The sequence below is a fragment of the Pseudomonas sp. KB_15 genome, assembly GCF_052114525.1.
GTDB lineage: Bacteria > Pseudomonadota > Gammaproteobacteria > Pseudomonadales > Pseudomonadaceae > Aquipseudomonas.
Window position 1 is genome coordinate 62,211 of sequence record NZ_JBFREX010000010.1, and the last position, 17,576, is coordinate 79,786.

The following is a 17,576-nucleotide window of genomic DNA, read 5'->3' on the forward strand; positions in this document are numbered from 1 at the left end:
CGAGCAGGCAGGTCCATGCCTTTGCCGCCGGAACAACCGGCATGGCAAGGCCTGGCGCGCCGGTCACGAATGACAGGCGTGTCGATAGAGCGGCGGCCACGACAAAAAGTCGAAACCACGCACTGTTCAGCGTCGATGAGAAGGGACGTCGGGACACGGCCAGGACTGGCCATGATCAGGATGCCGCTGCTCGCTTTTCGGCGAGACAACGGCACAGGAGACTGCGCGTTATCTTGCCGAGAAAATGCCGGTTACCGAGACCGGCCGACAACTGTCACTCGAACAAGTACCCACTGTGGGCCTCCGTAATGGATGAAAACGCGCGAAGCTTACGCCCCGGTTTTTGCTGAGTAAACCAGGCATTGCCGAGCTGAAGGGGAATCGCGGGGTTCTTCAGGAAGGGTTCAGGATTCAATATTTGTGGTGTGTTTTATGGCCCCTTCGCGAGCAAGCCCGCTCCCACAATTGATCTGCGAACACAGGCCAAAATGTGGGAGCGGGCTTGCTCGCGAAGAGGACCTTACAGACACCGCAGAACTCAGCTGGCAGTCGCCAATAACAAATCCACCACCGACCGACTGTGCCCGCGATGCTTGCCATGCTCATACAAAGAGCCGGCGATCTCATCGGCACGAATCGGCGGGATCGACAGCAAGGTGTCGCTCAGCCCATGGCTGGCCTGGGAGAAGCCCTGCATGTAGAGACCGGCCTTGCAGCGTTCATCAGTGATCAGTTTGTAGTGGCGATCGACCTCGAAATCCCCCAGGTACTCCTCCAGCGGTGCCAGCAACTTGCGGTGCATCTGCCGCTCGTAACCGGTGGCCAGTACCACGGCGTCATAGTGACGAACCGAGACTTCACCGGTGGCGTTGTTGCGCAACACCAGTTCGATGCCGCGTTCGTTGGCGGTGGCTTTTGAGAGGGTGGTCAGGGTGTGGAACGCATGGCGGGCGATGCAGTTGCCTGTGTCATGTCCAGTGTCCTCTGAATGTTCCCCCTCTAAATCGGGGGCATGGAACCTAAGTGACCTGACCCACCAAGGGCCGCACAACAGGTCGTCTGTTGAGTAGGAACGAGGACCGTGAAAAAAAATTACCTGCGCAGGATCACTGGGCGTCCCACTGTCGCATCCGTATACGGCAATGCTTCATGGCATTGACAATGTGCTTCTCGACCATCGCACGGGAAATGCCCAGTTGCTCGGCAATTTGGGAATGGGACAGGCCCTCGATCTTGCGCAGCAGGAAACTCTCGCGGCACAAACGCGGCAACTGCGCCAAGGCCCGCTGGAGCATTTCCAGGCGCTGGCCTTGATCAAGCACGTTTTGAGGCGAAGGGGTGAAATAGCGCTCTTCATTGTCGAGCACGTCCAGAGGTTCGGCCTGACGCAGGGTGTTGCGTCGATGGTCATCGATGACCAGGTTCAATGCGGTGCGATAAAGGAATGCGCGGGGCTGCTCAATCGGCGCATTGCTGGTCCGTTCCAGCACGCGCAGATAAGCGTCATGCACCACATCTTCGGCCACCTGACGGTTGCCCAGCCTGGCGTTGAGGAAACACACCAGCTCGCGATAGTAGTTTTCCAACATGACTCCCGTCCGCACGGGGGTGCGGTTTCTGTCCTTGAACCGTTTCGGCGACCGCTGAATCACGCAGTGGCACGATAGTGGCAGTTTGATCCGCGTAATTTATAGTAATTCTCATATAGATTTAAAGTACTGCTTCAACTTGCCCGATAAATAGCTCTGATCCATGTGGGAGCGGGCTTGCTCGCGAAGGCGGTGCATCAGGCAACATAAATGGTGAATGTGCCGACCTCTTCGCGAGCAAGCCCGCTCCCACATTAGATTGTGTCGTCGGCTAAATTATGTGCCCGGTTCATCGTTTACAGGACAGCTCCCCGTCCCTGCCCGACCCTGCCCGGCCCTGCCGACAGTGTTCAGCCATCGCCCCGCCGCTGAACGACGGGCCGATTCCCCCAGGCCGGAACCCTGCATGAAACGTCCCCGACAGACCCGACGCGCCCTGCTTGCAGCACTTTGTCTGATCCCCGTAGTTGCCGTCGCTGCCTGGCTGTTCATCCCGCCGGGCCGCGACCAGTTCGCCACCGCCCAGGCCGAGCTGCGCGTAACACTGGAGCGCATGGAATCGGGCCGGGTCATCACCGAGCGCACAACCGTCTGAGTGCCGTTGCCGCACGCAAATCATTGTTTTTTGAAGTTTGTTTTCCGGTTTAGCCAAAGTGGTCCGTCTAATAATAATTATCATTAACTAAAAAACTGCACACACCATTCTGGAGCGATTCGAGCAATGCAAAGCCCTACTCTGTCCCGCGCACCCTTGGCATTAGCCATCGAACGGCAAAAGAAACTCCGAACCGTCGTGCCGGGCGCGCTGTTGACCCTGTTGCTGCTGGGCACTTCCCAGGTCGAGGCAGCCCCGGTGAACGTCAATGTACCGGCCCAATCACTGGCCAGTGCATTGCGCCAACTGGGCCAGCAGACCAACCTGCAGATTCTCTACAGCCAGGACATGGTCAACGGCATCAAGTCCACGGCAGTGTCCGGCAACATGGAACCGGAACAGGCACTGAAAACCTTGCTGCTGGGGAGCGGCATCAATTTTCAGTTGAATGGCAACACCGTGTCTCTGGTGCCATCGTCAGGTGACTCCAGTGCGCTGCAACTGGGTGCAACGTCCATCACTGGCGTGGCGATGGGGCCGACCACCGAAGGCTCGCACTCCTACACCAGCGATGAAGTGACCATCGGCAAAGGCAACATCAAGGTCAAGGACATCCCGCAGTCGGTGTCCGTCGTCACACGCCAGCGCATGGACGACCAGAACCTGAACAGCCTGCAGGACGCCCTGCGTCAGGTCACCGGCGTGACCATCAAGACCTACAACTCCGGCTCCAGCCTCAACGACATCTTTATGCGCGGCTTCCTCGTTGACCAGGTGCAGGTCGACGGCGTCTCGCAACCCACCGGCCAGGGCGACATGGCCACCAGTTTCGACCTGGCGATGTACGACCGCATCGAAGTACTGCGCGGCCCGTCGGGCCTGTACCAGGGCGCGGGTGAACCCGGCGGTACGATCAACGTGGTGCGCAAGCGCGCCCTGAGCAAATTCGCCCTCGGTGGCGAACTGGCCGCCGGCTCCTACGATCGCTACCGTTCTTCGGTGGACGTCACCGGCCCGTTGAACGACCAGGGCACCGTGCGCGGTCGCTTCGTTACCGCCTACGAGAACAACAAGTCCTTCGTCGACTACGCGAAGAACGAACGACCAATGGTCTACGGTCGCCTGGAATTCGATCTCGACCCGGCCACCACCCTGTCGGTCGGCGGCGCCTACCAGAAGAACAACTCCACCCCGGCGTTCGGCTTGCCGGCCTATGCCGACGGCTCATTGCTCGACGTGCCGCGCTCGACCTTCGTCGACGCCAAATGGAACACCCTCAACGAAAAAGTCTGGGAAACCTTCGCCGAACTCGATCACGAACTGGACAACGGCGGTCAGTTCAAGACCACCCTGACCTACCGCGACGCCGAAACCCCGGAGCGTAACTTCACCTGGGCCGACGGCGCGGTCGACCCGGCCACCGGTGACAGCTGGGCCGTGGCCTACGACTACTACACCCACATCAAGACCATCGGTGTCGACAGCTTCGTCACTACGCCGTTCGAGTTCGCCAATCGCCGGCACGAGTTCACCCTGGGCGCCGAGTACCAGCATCTGGACAGAGACTTTACCTACGGCGGCGGCGAGTACTTCCCGATCAACGTGTTCGATCCGGGCAGCATCGACATTCCCCACAATGACTATGCGCACGTCAACGGCAACTGGTCCAAGTCCGATCAGTACGGCGTCTACACCCGCGCCAAGTTCAACGTCACCGACTGGCTCGACGTCATCGGCGGCAGCCGCGTAACCTGGTACGAAAGCGACGCGAAGAACGCCAACGCCTTCTTCAACAATTTCGGCGAAGCCCACACCAGCATCAACCGCAAGGTCGTGCCGTACGGCGCCATCATCGGCAAGATCACCCCGCAACTGTCGACCTACTTCAGCTACACCGGCGTGTTCAAACCCCAAAGCGAAATCGGTACGGACGGCCAGCCGGTCGGCCCGCGCGAAGGCAAGCAGTACGAGATTGGCCTCAAGCGCGAATTCTATGACGGACGCCTGAACGCCAGCATCGCAGCCTTTCGCATCTACGATGAAAACCGCGCCGAATACGACAACACCTCCGGTGCCTACATGACCGAAGGCAAGGCCCGCAGCGAGGGTTGGGAAACCGAGCTGAGCGGCAACCTGACCGAGAACTGGAGCATCGTCACCGGTTACGCCTACACCTCCACCAAGTTCCTGGACGGCGATCAGGCCAACAAAGGCAAGACCTTCAGCACCATCACGCCCAAGCACAACTTCAACCTGTGGAACAAATACGAGTTCACCGACGGTGCGCTCAAGGACTTCAGCGTCGGCGGAGGCGTGCGTGTGGTCAGCGACACCTACTACCAGCGTGACGTGAAGTTCAAACAAGGCGGCTTTGCCATCGCCACGGCGCAAGTCGGCTACAAGTTCAACGAAAACCTGTCGTCGACACTGACCGCCAACAACCTGTTCGACCGCAAGTACTACGACCGCGTCGATGCCTCCTGGGGCACCAACTTCTACGGCGACCCGCGCACCGTGACCTTGAGCCTGCGCGCGCAGTACTGATGGCTGACAGCCTCATCTGCAACAAAAAACCGGGCCCCTTGTGGGAGCGAGCTTGCTCGCGATAGCGCAATGTCAGTCAACAATGATGCTGACTGTGCAATCGTCATCGCGAGCAAGCTCGCTCCCACAGGAGTTGCAGTGGCCAAAGCCTTGACTGAACAGCATTGGCCGCGTGCGGCCCGGTTGTGTTTTCGGCTTCCGACAACAGTCTGTGCCTGATTTGCTTCAGGATTCGACCTGACGCTCGTGCGCGGCGGCCCTGAGTTGCTCGGTATCGACGCGGACAAAAGTGGAGTCCCCGACAGCAGTCAGGACATCCCCGGCGAAGACCTCACAAATGACGCGACTTTTGCGCCCGACATCGCCCTCGACTTTTGCCCGCAATGTCAGGCGCACGCCCATCGGGGTGGGCTTGATGAACTTGATGCCCAGGTTACCGGTGACGCAGGTGATGTGGGGCAAGCTGCCCACTTCGCGCTGTTCTGCCCGGTAGTGATAAGCCATCGCCGCCCAGTTGGAGTGGCAATCCACCAGCATCGCGATCAAACCGCCGTAAACCAGATCCGGCCAGCCGCAATACTTGTCATCCGGCATATGCTCGGCCATGACATGCACCCCGTCTTCATGCCAGAAGCTCTTGACGTGCAGCCCGTGCGGGTTTTGGCTGCCGCAGCCATAACAAACGCCTTCAGGCGCAGCGATGTCTTGAAGCGAAGTGTTCTGCGTGGTCATAGCGTGTTCATCCTTAATACCGGGGGCGAATCGTCGTGGTTCAAAGCGGACCGGGTCGCTCCGGTGCGCAACGGCTGATCAATAAGGAAGAGTTGCTTTCACCTTTCCCGGCGGGAGCGAGCGGCGGGCGGCATCGGGCCGTAGTGATCATACACAGCCGTTACTGGGCGAAAAAGTCGGTTAGGCACTTCAAGAGCGATGTCCCATTGTCGATGGGACATCCACCAGTGACTTCATGTGCGTCGCAAAATCATCCTGTATCGGCCGGAACCCGCAGCGAAGGTAAAAGGCAGCGCCTTCGGGTGTGTCCGTGAACAGTCGCACAACGCGGAAATGCCCGGACGCCAATTCCAGCAGTTGCTGCACCAACGCTTTACCCACGTTCTGGCCCCTTGATGCACGTGCGACGTAGACCCGCCGTAATCGCCCTGCATCCGGTTCGGCAAATGGGTCTGATGAAAGACCTCCTATGGCAATCAGCGGCCCGTTGCGAAACACCCCCAAAAGGCACTCACCCTGCTGATCGAACCGATTGGCCCCGCTTTCCCATTCCGCAATCAACCGGGTGAGGAACCTGAAGCCTTCTGCAACGGCCTCAGCCTCCAGTTCGCGGATTTGCGGCGCGAGCCCAGTGATTTTACATATCACCAATTCATCCATTGACGTGACCATGTTCTGGTTGCTGCCTGGCTTGTCTGCACGGGTCACTTCAAGTCTGAGACTCGCTCTCTGGAGCGTTTACGGGTGTGCACAGCTCAACCAGCGTTCCATCCGGGCACCGAACGTAAGACACGGTTTGCCCCCAGGGCTTGGTAGTCGGGGCAGCGATTTCGCTAGCGCCTGCTTGAATCGCTTTGGCATGGGCCGCGGGGACATCCTCGGTCACCAGCCCGACTTCGATGCCTAACGGTTTGAGAGATGAGTGCGCGGAGACATGGCCGGTGCTGAAGTTCGACGCAGCCAGTTCATCGGCAACGAATGCCAGCGCGGTTTCGCCGGTTTCGAGTTCGCCATAGGTGCCGGACTCATGGATGAAGCGAACACTGAGGCCGAAGGCCGCCGAGAAGAACTTGAGTGAAGCTTCTACATCCTTGACGTAGATGATCAGGTAGCCAAATTTCATGAACGAACATTCCTTGTCGTGCCAATCGGGTGGTGAATCTAGCAGCTTTGAGTGATATGTCGAGGGACACAAAACCGAATAACCCATCAGATGTTTTCTGTGTATTTTTTTCGAAACACAACGAGGGCAGGAATCAGATCGTCGCTGATGAACACTACTCAGCCGCACTTGTTTAAACGCTCTGTAGGTTACTTCGTGAAAGCCACAACGCCTTGCGCCGTTGCCTACAGGTACGCCAGAATCCGCCGGCTTGTGCGCCTTGGGGGTCGTCGGTAACTTGGTTCGGGTCACTGATTTCCAGTGATCGGGTTTAGTAGCCCGGCCAAGGTAAGAGCGGTCGCATGAGTATCATCAGTCAGGTATCCGCCTGTGCTTGATGGTGGCTGTGCGCATGGCGTCCTAGGGCGCGCCGGTTTTTGCTTACCTCACCGGTCTACTAACTTGCGCACAGCTGCCACCCCTTCGTTTAGTAGCGAACTGGTGCGGCCCTCTTTAAAGGTAAGTATCTATGTTCAAGGTTACTCCAAATCCGCCGGACTCCGACCCGGCCTCCCCACGCGAAAGTCCCGATTCAAAACAATTCCACGAAACCGCCGAGCGCGCGCTCAATCCAGGCCCCAACATCATGGCCACCCCGCGCACACCCAGCACCCTGTTCATCGTCAATCCCGAACTCAGTACCGAAACGTTGCTGGTGCACGCCTGCGAATCGCTGGCGTCGGCCAATGTCATGGCCAACGACCTGGTGGATCATTTACAGGGGACAAGTCGCAATGCGCTGTTGGGGATTGCGCAGGTGATCATGCTGGGGGAGCTGGCAGTGAATCGGGCGCTGGATCGGCTTGATCCGCCCTAGTTATCCGAGTCAGCGTAAAACAACCTGTAAGCGAGCCTGCTTGCGATAGCTGTGTGTCAGGCACCATTTTTACCGGCTGACACGACGCCTTCGCGAGCAAGCCCGCTCCCACAGGGAAATGCCCCACAGGTCGATCTTCATTTCAGGTGGCGATAGCTTGGAATTGCGGAACCGAGCACCACCGCCCCCGCCGCAATTGCCAGCCAGAACCCGCTGCGCGCGCCAAGGGCATCCACCAGCCAACCGGAGCCGGCGGCACCAATCGCCACGCCGATACTCAACCCGGTCACCAGCCAGGTCAGACCTTCGGTGAGTTTGGCCGGTGGCACGATCTGCTCCACCAGGGCCATGGCGACGATCAGCGTCGGGGCAAAAAACAGGCCGGCGACAAACACCGCCAGCGACAAGCCGAAAATATTCACCGCCAGCAGCAACGGCAAGGTAGTCACCGCCGTTGCTACCCCGCCATACAAATACAGGCGCGCCAGCGGCACTTTCGAGCGCAGTGCGCCGAATGCCAACCCGGCCAGGCACGAGCCGATGGCATACACCGACAGCACGATACTGGCCGCTGCCGGTTGGCCCTGCTGCTGGGCGAAGGCAACGCTGACCACGTCCACCACGCCGACGATGGTGCCCATGGCCACCATCAGCAGCATCAGCAACTGAATGTCACGAGAGCGGATGATCGAGCCTTGATGGTGGTCTTCGTGGGGATGTACCGGAGGCTCCGTGCTGCGCTGCAACACGAACGCGGTGACGCCGACAGCCAGCGCCAGCAAGGCCGCCAATGGCCCTGCCTCGGGAAACGCCACCACACACAGGCCAACGGAAAGCGGCGGCCCGACGATGAAGCAGACTTCGTCCAGCACCGACTCCAGGGCGTAGGCGGTCTGCAACTCGGGGCGACCGCGATACACCTCGGTCCAGCGGGCCCGGACCATCGCCGACATGCTCGGCATGCAACCGGCCAGCGCGGCGAAGACAAACAGCGTCCAGTGCGGCGCTTGCAACCGCGTACACAGCAACAACAGCAACAGTGCCCCGCCACCAAGCAATGCCGCCACCGGCAGAATCCGCCCCTGGCCATATCGATCCACCAGCCGCGATACCTGCGGTGCACAAAACGCCGTGGCCAGGGCGAACGTCGCCGCCACCGCGCCAGCCATTCCATAGCCACCCTGTAACTGCGAGAGCATGGTGATCAGGCCGATGCCGGTCATGGAAATCGGCATGCGCGCGATCATCCCGGCCAGTACGAAGGCACGACTGCCAGGGGCTTTGAACAACTCGCGATAGGGGTTTGCCATGGGGCTGGCCTCATCAGGGGACTGCACGTTGCCATAACGGCTGATTGCGGGGGAAGTGTGGAATTGTTGGTTGAATGTGAAGGCCCCATCGCGAGCAGGCTCGCTCCTACAGTTGATCGGTGTATGCCGTCCTTTGTGGGAGCGAGCCTGCTCGCGATGGGGCCAGAACAGACAACCCACGCCCCCGCCAAATGAACTCTCGGCCACCCAAACCAGTCACCTGCTTAGGCCCCAGATTCCCGGAGTTTCGCGACAATGGCTGATCATCCCGAACGCCAAAGCCCCATCGACGCCCACGGCATCATCGGCGACATGCGCAGCGCGGCGCTGGTCAACGACAAGGGCAGCGTGGACTTTTTCTGCTGGCCGGAATTCGACAGCCCATCGATATTCTGCTCGCTGCTGGACAGCCCCGAGGCGGGGATTTTCCAGTTGTCACCGGACTTGCCCGACGCTCGCCGCGAACAGATTTACCTCCCCGACACCAACGTGCTGCAAACCCGCTGGCTCAGCGACCGCGCCGTGGTCGAAGTCACCGACCTGCTGCCCGTCGGCGACACCGAAGATGACCTGCCGCTGCTGATGCGGCGGATCCGTGTGGTCAGCGGCCGCGCCACCTTCCACATGCGCTGCGCCGTGCGCCATGACTACGCCCGCGCCCACACCCGCGCGCGCGCCAGAACAAACAGGATGTGATTTTTGAGGCTGCCGGCCAACCGACTCTGCGGCTCTCTTCGGATCAGGCATTGCGCATCGACGCCAACGTGGCGGTTGCCGAGTTCACCCTCGAACAAGACCAGACCGGTCAATTCCTGCTCGGCGCCCTAGACGATCCGCGCTTCAAGAAAGGCGCTGCCGAACTGTGCCTGCAGCGCACCCTGAAATTCTGGCGCGACTGGATCGGCCAATCCAACTACCGTGGTCGCTGGCGCGAAATGGTCAACCGCTCGGCCCTGGCGATGAAGCTGCTGACCTCGCGCAAATACGGCGCGATTCTCGCTGCCGCCACCTTTGGCCTGCCGGAAAGTCCCGGTGGCGAACGCAACTGGGACTATCGCTTCACCTGGATCCGCGACGCCTCGTTCACCGTCTACGCGTTCATGCGCCTGGGCTTCGTTGAAGAGGCCAACGCCTACATGCGCTGGTTGCGCGGGCGGGTCAGCGACTGTCGGGGCAAACCGATGAAACTCAACATTCTCTACGCCATCGACGGTCGCCAGGAGCTGCCAGAGATCGAGCTGACGCACCTGTCCGGTCATGGTGGCGCACAACCGGTGCGCATCGGCAATCAGGCATATGAACAGGTCCAGCTCGATATCTTTGGCGAGCTGATGGATGCGATTTACCTGGTCAACAAATACGGTGAAGCCATCTCCCATGAAGGCTGGAAACACACAGTGGAAGTGGTCGATCAGGTCTGTGAAACCTGGGAACAAAAGGATGTCGGCATCTGGGAGATGCGCGGCGCGCAATACCATTTCCTGCATTCGCGGCTGATGTGCTGGGTCGCCCTGGACCGCGCCATCCGCCTCGCTTCAAAACGCTCGCTGCCGGCACCCTTCGCGCGTTGGGACCAGACCCGCCAGGCGATCTACGCCGACATTTGGGAGAACTTCTGGTGCGAGGAACGCGGGCATTTCGTCCAGCACATCGGTGGCACCGGCCTGGACGGTTCAATGCTGCTGATGCCGCTGGTGCGTTTCGTCAGCGCCCGCGACCCGCGCTGGCTTGCGACCCTGGAAGCCATCGAAAAGAGCCTGGTGCGCGATGGCATGATCTACCGCTACCGCAACGACGACAGCCAGATCGACGGCCTGCCCGGCAGCGAAGGCGCCTTCGCCGCGTGCTCGTTCTGGTACGTCGAATGCCTGGCCCGCGCCGGCCGGCTCGACAAGGCTCACCTGGAATTCGAACAACTGCTCAGGTACGCCAACCCGCTGGGGCTGTATGCCGAAGAGTTCGACAGCCACGGCCGACACATGGGTAACACCCCGCAAGCCCTGACACACCTGGCGCTGATCAGTGCGGCGTGTTTTCTGGATCGGAGGTTGAGTGGGGAGAAGGTTGTTTGGCAGCCATAAGTACGGGGCAAAAAATGTTCGAACTCAGGCAGAAGGTGACTCAAGGCACCACTGGATCTGCACCAGCACCGACCGAAAACCGCTCCCGATAAGCCTGCGGAGTCACGCCCATGGCCCGCAGGAAACTGCGGCGCAGGGTTTCTTCGCTGCCGAAGCCGCATTGCACTGCCACCCGCTTGATTGGCACGCCGGTGTCGCTGAGCAAACGCCGCGCGGTTTCGACGCGGATCAGTTCGATGGCCCGGGCCGGCGTCTGGCCGGTGTCGGCGCGGTAGTGGCGCACGAAACTGCGTTCGCTCATACCGGCCTGCAAGGCCAGGGTCGGGACGCCAAGGTCCTGGGTCAGGTTTTCGCTGATCCAGGCGTGCAGTTCGTCAAATCGATTGCCTTCTTTTTGCAGGGACAGGGTCACGCTGAATTGCGACTGGCCACCCGGACGCTTGAGAAACACCACCAGTTGCCGGGCGACTTCCAGGGCCATGTTGCGCCCGAGGTCTTGTTCGACCATGGCCAGCGCCAGGTCGATGCCGGCGGTCACCCCGGCCGAGGTCCAGACCGGACCGTCGTTGATGAAGATCGGGTTGGGCTCGACGTGCAGTTGCGGGTGTTGCTGCGCCAATTGCTCGCAGCGGGTCCAGTGGGTGACCACGCGCCGGCCATCGAGCCAGCCGCTGGCCGCCAGCAGAAACGCACCGGTGCACACCGAAGAAACCCGCCGGCAGCCATGGGCATGTTCGCGCACCCAGGCGACCAACGGCGCATCCTGCGCCGCCGCGTAAACGCCCCAGCCACCGGCAATGATCAAGGTATCAGTGCCCTCGTCCGGTAACGGTTCGGCCAACAGCGCCAACCCCGCCGACGACATCACCGCCCCGCCGCCGCTGGCAATCACCGTCGGTGCGTAGGGTGGCGGCAGGCCTTGCTGACGGGCAATGTCGTTGGCCGAAGCGAATACCTGCAACGGCCCGGTGACGTCGAGCAATTGCACGTTGGCGAAAGCGAGTACGTGGATGATTTTATGCATTTGGCGTAATTCGTGGGGATATTGGCGTATGCGCCAAAGCCTACGGGCCTACAGTTAAACCGTCCACCCACTTCACGAGAAAAACACCATGACGTTGCAGATCGGTTTTCTGTTGTTTCCACAGGTTCAGCAACTGGATCTGACCGGCCCTTATGACGTGCTGGCCTCGCTGCCGGATGTGAAAGTACATCTGGTCTGGAAAGACCTGATGCCGGTCACCGCCAGCACCGGCCTGATGTTGAAACCGACCACCACCTTCGACGATTGCCCGGCGCTGGACGTGATCTGTGTGCCCGGTGGCAGCGGCGTCGGGCCGTTGATGGAAGACGACGAAACCCTGGATTTCCTCAGGGCCCAGGCCGCCAACGCCCGCTACATCACTTCGGTATGCACCGGCGCGCTGGTGCTTGGCGCGGCGGGATTACTCAAGGGCAAACGCGCCACCACCCACTGGGCATATCACCAGTTGCTGGCGCCTTTGGGGGCGACACCGGTACAGGATCGGGTGGTTCGCGACGGCAATCTGCTGACCGGAGGCGGGATCACCGCGGGTATCGACTTCGCCCTGACCCTGGCCGCCGAGCTGTTCGACCAGGCCACCGCCGAGCTGGTGCAGTTGCAGCTGGAATACGCCCCGGCCCCGCCGTTTACCGCGGGCAGCCCCGGGACGGCCCCGGCCAGTGTGCTGGAAGAGGCTCGCCAGCGGGCTGCCGGCTCGTTGAAACTGCGGGCGCAAATCACCGAGCGCGCGGCGGCGAAACTCGATCAACAGTGAAAAAATGGCGGCGGGAACCCGGTTCCTGCCGCCACGACTTTTCATGCGCCCACAAAAAAACCCGCCGAAGCGGGTTTTTCCAAGACCATGACGACTCCTTGTCGTAGCGTTCCTTGCATATGGTCGATCATCCATGATCCTGAGCACATCCTGTGCTTCAGTGGGTGAGGCCAGATTACTCATCGGATCCAATTTGTAACAGGCGATATCGCTACCATCGCGTGTAAGACATTCGCTATAAACCACCTTCCGAAAACCCTTAGACACCTCAGGCTTCGAGCCGACTTCAGCCACTCTGTTGCTCGTGGGACTTGGCACTGTCGATCAAAAACTGCTCGATATTGTTCATTTGCTCTTCCCACCCACGACTATCCATTCGGAAAGCCTTTTCCCGGCGCACATCGGGGATGTGATCGAAACCGGACTCGGAGACTCTGAGCAAGGTGCCTGCGTCATGATCTTCCAGTTCGAACTTGACCAGGGTGGTTGGCTCCTGGGAATAGTCGATCTCCGGACGCACCGCGTACGGATGCCAGCGAAACGAAAACAACCGCTCCGGCTCGACCCGCTCGACCAACACGTTCCACAATACGTGTTCATATCCGGGGTACGTGACCCGGCCCTGGGTCCACTCGCCTGCAACAAAACGCTTGCCCTCCAGCGCCACGCCAAACCACTTCCCGAACTCTTCGGCATGGGCTATCACTCGCCAGACCTGTGAACGCTTGGCCTTGAGCAGGATTTTCCTTTCGATGCGATCAGATGCTGGGTTCATAAGTCACCTCCTGTACTTGAACAGTAGGTCAGTAAGATCACAAGACCAACCCTAAAGTTGTACCAATCTGGATGCGCAATCAACCATACCTGAGATATTCGGTTGCATTTACGCCGATAAGTTCTGGGGCAAGAGAATAGTCGGAGAATCGAAACTGCTAACGTTCCCTATTGAAATCTTCCCCTGAAAGGAGTCAGCCATGAATAAACTGGGCGGCAGTTGCCTGTGCAAGGCCATCRAATACGAACTCGACAGCCTCGACATGCCCATCAGCCATTGCCATTGCCAAACCTGTCGCAAGGCTCACGCGGCGGCTTTTGCATCGACCGCCGGGGTCATGCGCGAGCATTTTCGCTGGATCAAAGGGCAGGATCGGCTGAGCCGCCATGAATCGTCGCCGGGCAAGTTTCGGTATTTCTGTTCGGCCTGCGGTTCACATCTGATGGCCGAACGGCTGGCTCAGCCGCACGTGATTGTTCGTGTGGCGACACTGGATACCGATCCGCAGATGACGCCCCAGGCGCATATCTGGACGGCCCATGACGTGCCATGGCTGGAATACGATTCGGTGGAAAAACACGCGCAATGGCAGGCGTAGTGGGCTGAATCCATCTCGGCGCTACACTGCACCTCTACATTCCGTCACAGCGAGCACTCCAGCATGAACCCACGCTTACTATTGGCGCTGACGCCCCTGTTGTTCACCACCATGACTTTCGCCGTGGACTGCGACGACCAGGCGGCGATGAACCAGTGCGCAGCACAGCAGAATGCGGCCGCCGACAAGGAGTTGAATGCGCTGTACCAGCAGATCACTTCGCGACTCAAGAGCAATCCGGACAGCAAGAAGCAGTTGGTGAGTGCGCAGCGGGCGTGGGTCGCGTTCCGCGATGCCGAGTGCAAGTTCTCGGCGTCCGGGGTGGAAGGCGGGAGTGTGTATCCGCTGATCTACAGCAATTGCGTGACTGAATTGACCAGGGCGCGGGTGGCGACGTTCAAGACTTACCTGAAGTGTCAGGAGGGGGATTTGGGGTGTCCGGTGCCGGGGGTTTGAATCTCTAGCGCCTGTAAGGGCCTCTTCGCGGGCAAGCCCGCTCCCACATGGGCCGGTGTGAATGCAAATATGCGTTCCAACTCGGTCACCTGTGGGAGCGGGCTTGCTCGCGAAGGCGTCAGTTCAGGCGCCGCAACTACCGGACAAAAATCTGCGCCGTGGTAATCGCCATGTCCCCGCCCGGCATCTTGATGCTGCCGATCTGCTTCAGGCTGTCGGCATCGAAGATCGCCACATCGTTGAAGGTCCCCGCCAGGTAGATCTTGCTGCCGTCCTTGTTGAAGGAAATGCAGTAGTACGAGTGATCGAGCGTGGCGGACTGAAGCATTTTCTTCTGCTTGATGTCGTACTTGGCCAGGCGGTTGAGCACGCCAAACATCAGGTTCGGATCCTTGGGCGAGCGCATGCCGCTGAAGTAGATTTCGGTCAGGGGGCCGAAATCGGTGGTTTCGGTCTTGCCGGTCTTCAGGTCGACGCTGAACAGGCCGTACAGGTATTCGGCCGTGGCCGGGTCCTGTTTCTTGTCCTTGAACTTCGCCGCGGTGTAGAGCAGCGAGAAGTCATGCCGATACGTCTGCTGGTTCCACACGTAGAGCACGTCCGGTGCGCTGTAGTTCGGGCGTTTCCAGTGACGGCTGGGGATCAGTACGTCGAACTTGCCGGTCTTCACATTGACCTTGTAGACATCCGCCCCCGCCACGTACAGCGTGCCGTCGTCGCCGCTCTGCATGATGGTCAGCTGCCGTGGCGCCGGGAAACTGCGCACAGGCTTGGCATCCATCCCGGCGTCGGTGGCATACACGTCCAGCCGAGGCTGCTGCACTTCGTACCGATCGTTCATCATCAGCGTCGGGTTGGCGATGGTGAACAATTCCTTGCCGTCGTGGCTGAGGGTGAAGGCGAACATAGACTTCGCTTTCTCCCCCGGCTTCTGGGTGATGCTGGCGTGGAACACCTGCTTGCAGCTGTCCAGTTCGACGCCGTAGACATCCGCATAGTGATTGTTCAGCACATAGGCGGTCTTGCGGTCCGGCGACAGCTGCACGGTGCCGGGACCGAAGGCGTCGGGCATCTTGCAGGTCTTGAACAGGGTGTCAGTGGCCAGGTCGATCACGTGCAGGTTGTTCGGGTAATTGGTGGTCAACATGTATTCGTGACCGTCTTGCAACGCGGTATTTTCATCGGCCAGGACACTGACCGAACAACTGCTCAGGACGGCAAACGCGGCCAGGCCGCAGGCTTTGATGCTGTGCATGCTGGAATCCTTCTTCTTGTACGCTGCTTTCAAGGGCATCACTTGTCCTTCGGGAAGACAGTGCCGAGGTTGCGCCAGTTTTCGTTGGACGCCTGGGCATCCTTGTTCCAGTCCGGGTAGGTGCTCATCATGTCGGGCACCTGGGCCGGCCACCAGCAAGGGTCGGAGCACCCGTAGAGGTCGGCCTCCATCGGCTGGCACAGCGACGACACACCGCCAAACGCATCGATTTCCCAGCCCGGGTCGGTGGTCGAGGCACAGCCCGCCACGGAACTCATGGCCACCACTTCTTCGATGCGGTTTTCATCCGCAGCCTGATCCAGCTTCAACGCTTTGTTATTGATTGCCTTGAGATGTTTCATATCAGTGAGCCTTGCGCGGAGTGATGTAACTGCTGATGAACGCAGGGTTGTTGGCCATGATCCGGGTGTAGACCTCGATGCCGAAATCGACCCAGTCACGCATCAGTTCGCAGTAGTGATAAGTCGGGTGCGTCGGATCGCCGTAGCGGGCGTAGCTTTCGTGGTAACAGCCGCCGGAACACAGGTTGCGGATCTGGCAGTCTTCGCAGCCAGTGTTGGTGCGGTCCAGGCGCTGGGACAGGAAGTCGTTCAACTCCACCTGTTTGACGCCGCTATGGACATTGCCGAAGGTCGGCAGACTCGAACCGGTAAAGCGGTGGCACAGGTTCAGTTCGCCCTTATGATCCACCGCCAGCATCTTCAGGCCCGCGCCGCACGGCAGGGCTTTCTTGTGGCCTTCATGAATGTCGGTGATCAACTGGTGCAGGTTGGAGAAACCGATGTTGCGGTGTTCCAGCGCCGCTTCCAGGTAACGCTTGCCGAGTTTTTTCATGTTGGCGAACACCTGCACCAGTTCATCGCTGGTGAGGTTGAAGCTGCTGATGTCGCCCGAGGTCACCGGGGCAAAGCCGACCTCAGCGAAACCCAGTTCGTTGAACAGGTGATCCCAGATGGTTTCGACGTCGGTGACGCCGGTGGTCAGGGTCACCCGCGCCCCCACCGGGCGGCTGTTGTAGCGCGACAGCAGCATCTCGGCCTTGCGCCGCACCACGTCGTACGTGCCCTGCCCGCCCACGGTGATGCGGTTGCGGTCGTGCACGGTTTTCGGCCCGTCGATACTCACCGACAGCCCGAAACGGTGAGCGTTGAGGTAGTCCACGGTTTCTTCGGTGAGCAGTGTGGCGTTGGTGGTCATGACAAACTCGACGAACTTGCCCGCCTCGCGAAAACGCTTCTCACAGTAGTCGACCATGTACTCGATCAGCTTGCGGTTGCTCAGCGGTTCGCCGCCGAAGAACACCACGGTGAAACGCTCTTCGTCCGGGGATTCGCGCAGCAGCATTTCCACCGAGGCAATCGCCGTTTCCACGTCCATCTTCTTGCCGGCCGACGGCTTGTCGAGGTCTTCCTTGTAGCAGTAGGTGCAACTCAGGTTGCAGCCCGTATTGACGTTGAGCACCACGGTATTGATCGCCGTGCGCTCGACCCGTTTGGTGGCGATGTCCGGGGTCAGCGGCGAGCCGTCGCTGACCAGTTCCAGGGCCATCAGCTCGCGCAGGGTTTCGGTGACTTCCTCACCGTTGAAGCGCGCGGCCAGGCGCTGGATCAGGTCGTCCGACGAACAGCCCGGGCCGCGCAAGGTATCGATGATGGTGCCCGTCAGTTCATCGCTGGCGAACAGCGAACTGCTGGGGATGTGAAACAGCATGCGGTCGGCATCGACCTGCACTTCGTGCAGGTTGCGTTCGACCAGATTCAAGATAGCGCCCATTGCCAACCTCCTGTGCAGGCCCCGCTTGGGGGACCTGCGATCATTCCGAAAAAGTGTCTGAAACCGTTT

15 protein-coding genes and 3 pseudogenes are annotated in these 17,576 nt (G+C 59.9%); 7 read left to right on the forward strand and 11 right to left on the reverse strand.

Going from position 1 to position 17,576, the window contains the following annotated elements; genetic code table 11:
• Positions 1-538: 538 nt before the first annotated feature.
• Together AB4Z35_RS12275 and AB4Z35_RS12280 are read right to left on the reverse strand one after the other, a co-directional pair.
• A pseudogene (locus AB4Z35_RS12275) lies at positions 539-955 on the reverse strand (ornithine monooxygenase); the annotation flags it as partial.
• A 151-nt stretch (positions 956-1,106) separates the two neighbouring features.
• Positions 1,107-1,589, reverse strand: coding sequence for a sigma-70 family RNA polymerase sigma factor (locus AB4Z35_RS12280; RefSeq protein WP_442097260.1), 483 nt, complete (start codon positions 1,587-1,589; stop codon positions 1,107-1,109).
• Between the two features lie 406 nt (positions 1,590-1,995).
• On the opposite strand from AB4Z35_RS12280, the pseudogene AB4Z35_RS12285 reads away from it, so the two are divergent.
• Positions 1,996-2,115, forward strand: a pseudogene (locus AB4Z35_RS12285) (efflux RND transporter periplasmic adaptor subunit); the annotation flags it as partial.
• A 195-nt stretch (positions 2,116-2,310) separates the two neighbouring features.
• Positions 2,311-4,728 (forward strand): TonB-dependent siderophore receptor, encoded by a 2,418-nt coding sequence (locus tag AB4Z35_RS12290; RefSeq protein ID WP_442097261.1) that lies wholly within the window; start codon positions 2,311-2,313, stop codon positions 4,726-4,728.
• Between the two features lie 225 nt (positions 4,729-4,953).
• On the opposite strand, the gene AB4Z35_RS12295 is transcribed toward AB4Z35_RS12290, so the two are convergent.
• The 3 genes from AB4Z35_RS12295 to AB4Z35_RS12305 all read right to left on the reverse strand — a co-directional run bounded on the left by AB4Z35_RS12295 (position 4,954) and on the right by AB4Z35_RS12305 (position 6,583).
• The gene (locus AB4Z35_RS12295; RefSeq protein WP_108231953.1) at positions 4,954-5,460 is read right to left on the reverse strand and encodes a PaaI family thioesterase; all 507 of its coding nucleotides are present in this window, start codon (positions 5,458-5,460) and stop codon (positions 4,954-4,956) included.
• A 189-nt stretch (positions 5,461-5,649) separates the two neighbouring features.
• Positions 5,650-6,132, reverse strand: a complete 483-nt coding sequence (locus AB4Z35_RS12300; RefSeq protein ID WP_442097358.1) for a GNAT family N-acetyltransferase — start codon at positions 6,130-6,132, stop codon at positions 5,650-5,652.
• Positions 6,133-6,169: 37 nt separating this feature from the next.
• Complete coding sequence (locus AB4Z35_RS12305) at positions 6,170-6,583, reverse strand: VOC family protein (protein WP_442097263.1); 414 nt, start codon at positions 6,581-6,583, stop codon at positions 6,170-6,172.
• A 508-nt stretch (positions 6,584-7,091) separates the two neighbouring features.
• Between AB4Z35_RS12305 and AB4Z35_RS12310 the strand changes: the two genes are divergently transcribed.
• The gene (locus AB4Z35_RS12310; RefSeq protein WP_442097265.1) at positions 7,092-7,439 is read left to right on the forward strand and encodes a DUF6124 family protein; all 348 of its coding nucleotides are present in this window, start codon (positions 7,092-7,094) and stop codon (positions 7,437-7,439) included.
• 137 nt (positions 7,440-7,576) lie between these two features.
• Here AB4Z35_RS12310 and AB4Z35_RS12315 read toward each other — a convergent pair whose 3' ends face one another.
• Positions 7,577-8,749, reverse strand: a complete 1,173-nt coding sequence (locus AB4Z35_RS12315; RefSeq protein ID WP_442097267.1) for an MFS transporter — start codon at positions 8,747-8,749, stop codon at positions 7,577-7,579.
• Between the two features lie 255 nt (positions 8,750-9,004).
• On the opposite strand from AB4Z35_RS12315, the pseudogene AB4Z35_RS12320 reads away from it, so the two are divergent.
• Positions 9,005-10,830 (forward strand): annotated as a pseudogene (locus AB4Z35_RS12320) (glycoside hydrolase family 15 protein).
• A gap of 40 nt (positions 10,831-10,870) precedes the next feature.
• On the opposite strand, the gene AB4Z35_RS12325 reads toward AB4Z35_RS12320, so the two are convergent.
• The gene (locus tag AB4Z35_RS12325; RefSeq protein WP_442097268.1) at positions 10,871-11,854 is read right to left on the reverse strand and encodes a GlxA family transcriptional regulator; all 984 of its coding nucleotides are present in this window, start codon (positions 11,852-11,854) and stop codon (positions 10,871-10,873) included.
• A gap of 88 nt (positions 11,855-11,942) precedes the next feature.
• On the opposite strand from AB4Z35_RS12325, the gene inhA reads away from it, so the two are divergent.
• A complete protein-coding gene (inhA, locus tag AB4Z35_RS12330; RefSeq protein ID WP_442097269.1) occupies positions 11,943-12,629 on the forward strand; it encodes an isonitrile hydratase in 687 nt (228 codons plus the stop codon).
• 286 nt (positions 12,630-12,915) lie between these two features.
• Here the strand turns inward: inhA and AB4Z35_RS12335 are convergent, their stop codons facing one another.
• Positions 12,916-13,404, reverse strand: coding sequence for an SRPBCC family protein (locus tag AB4Z35_RS12335; RefSeq protein WP_442097271.1), 489 nt, complete (start codon positions 13,402-13,404; stop codon positions 12,916-12,918).
• Between the two features lie 199 nt (positions 13,405-13,603).
• Here AB4Z35_RS12335 and AB4Z35_RS12340 point away from each other — a divergent pair, with 199 nt between their 5' ends.
• Together AB4Z35_RS12340 and AB4Z35_RS12345 are read left to right on the forward strand one after the other, a co-directional pair.
• Positions 13,604-14,002 (forward strand): GFA family protein, encoded by a 399-nt coding sequence (locus AB4Z35_RS12340; protein WP_442097273.1) that lies wholly within the window; start codon positions 13,604-13,606, stop codon positions 14,000-14,002.
• A gap of 63 nt (positions 14,003-14,065) precedes the next feature.
• Entirely contained in the window at positions 14,066-14,458 is a 393-nt protein-coding gene (locus AB4Z35_RS12345) for a lysozyme inhibitor LprI family protein (protein ID WP_442097274.1), read from the forward strand.
• Positions 14,459-14,594: 136 nt separating this feature from the next.
• Here the strand turns inward: AB4Z35_RS12345 and peaD are convergent, their stop codons facing one another.
• Genes peaD through peaB form a run of 3 tightly spaced genes read right to left on the reverse strand, consistent with a single transcriptional unit; the run spans position 14,595 to position 17,507 of the window.
• Complete coding sequence (gene peaD, locus AB4Z35_RS12350) at positions 14,595-15,713, reverse strand: quinohemoprotein amine dehydrogenase subunit beta (protein WP_442097275.1); 1,119 nt, start codon at positions 15,711-15,713, stop codon at positions 14,595-14,597.
• 38 nt (positions 15,714-15,751) lie between these two features.
• The gene (qhpC, locus tag AB4Z35_RS12355; protein ID WP_007971075.1) at positions 15,752-16,075 is read right to left on the reverse strand and encodes a quinohemoprotein amine dehydrogenase subunit gamma; all 324 of its coding nucleotides are present in this window, start codon (positions 16,073-16,075) and stop codon (positions 15,752-15,754) included.
• Position 16,076: 1 nt separating this feature from the next.
• On the reverse strand, positions 16,077-17,507 hold the full coding sequence (gene peaB, locus AB4Z35_RS12360) for a quinohemoprotein amine dehydrogenase maturation protein (RefSeq protein ID WP_442097276.1): 1,431 nt from the start codon (positions 17,505-17,507) through the stop codon (positions 16,077-16,079).
• Positions 17,508-17,576 lie beyond the last annotated feature (69 nt).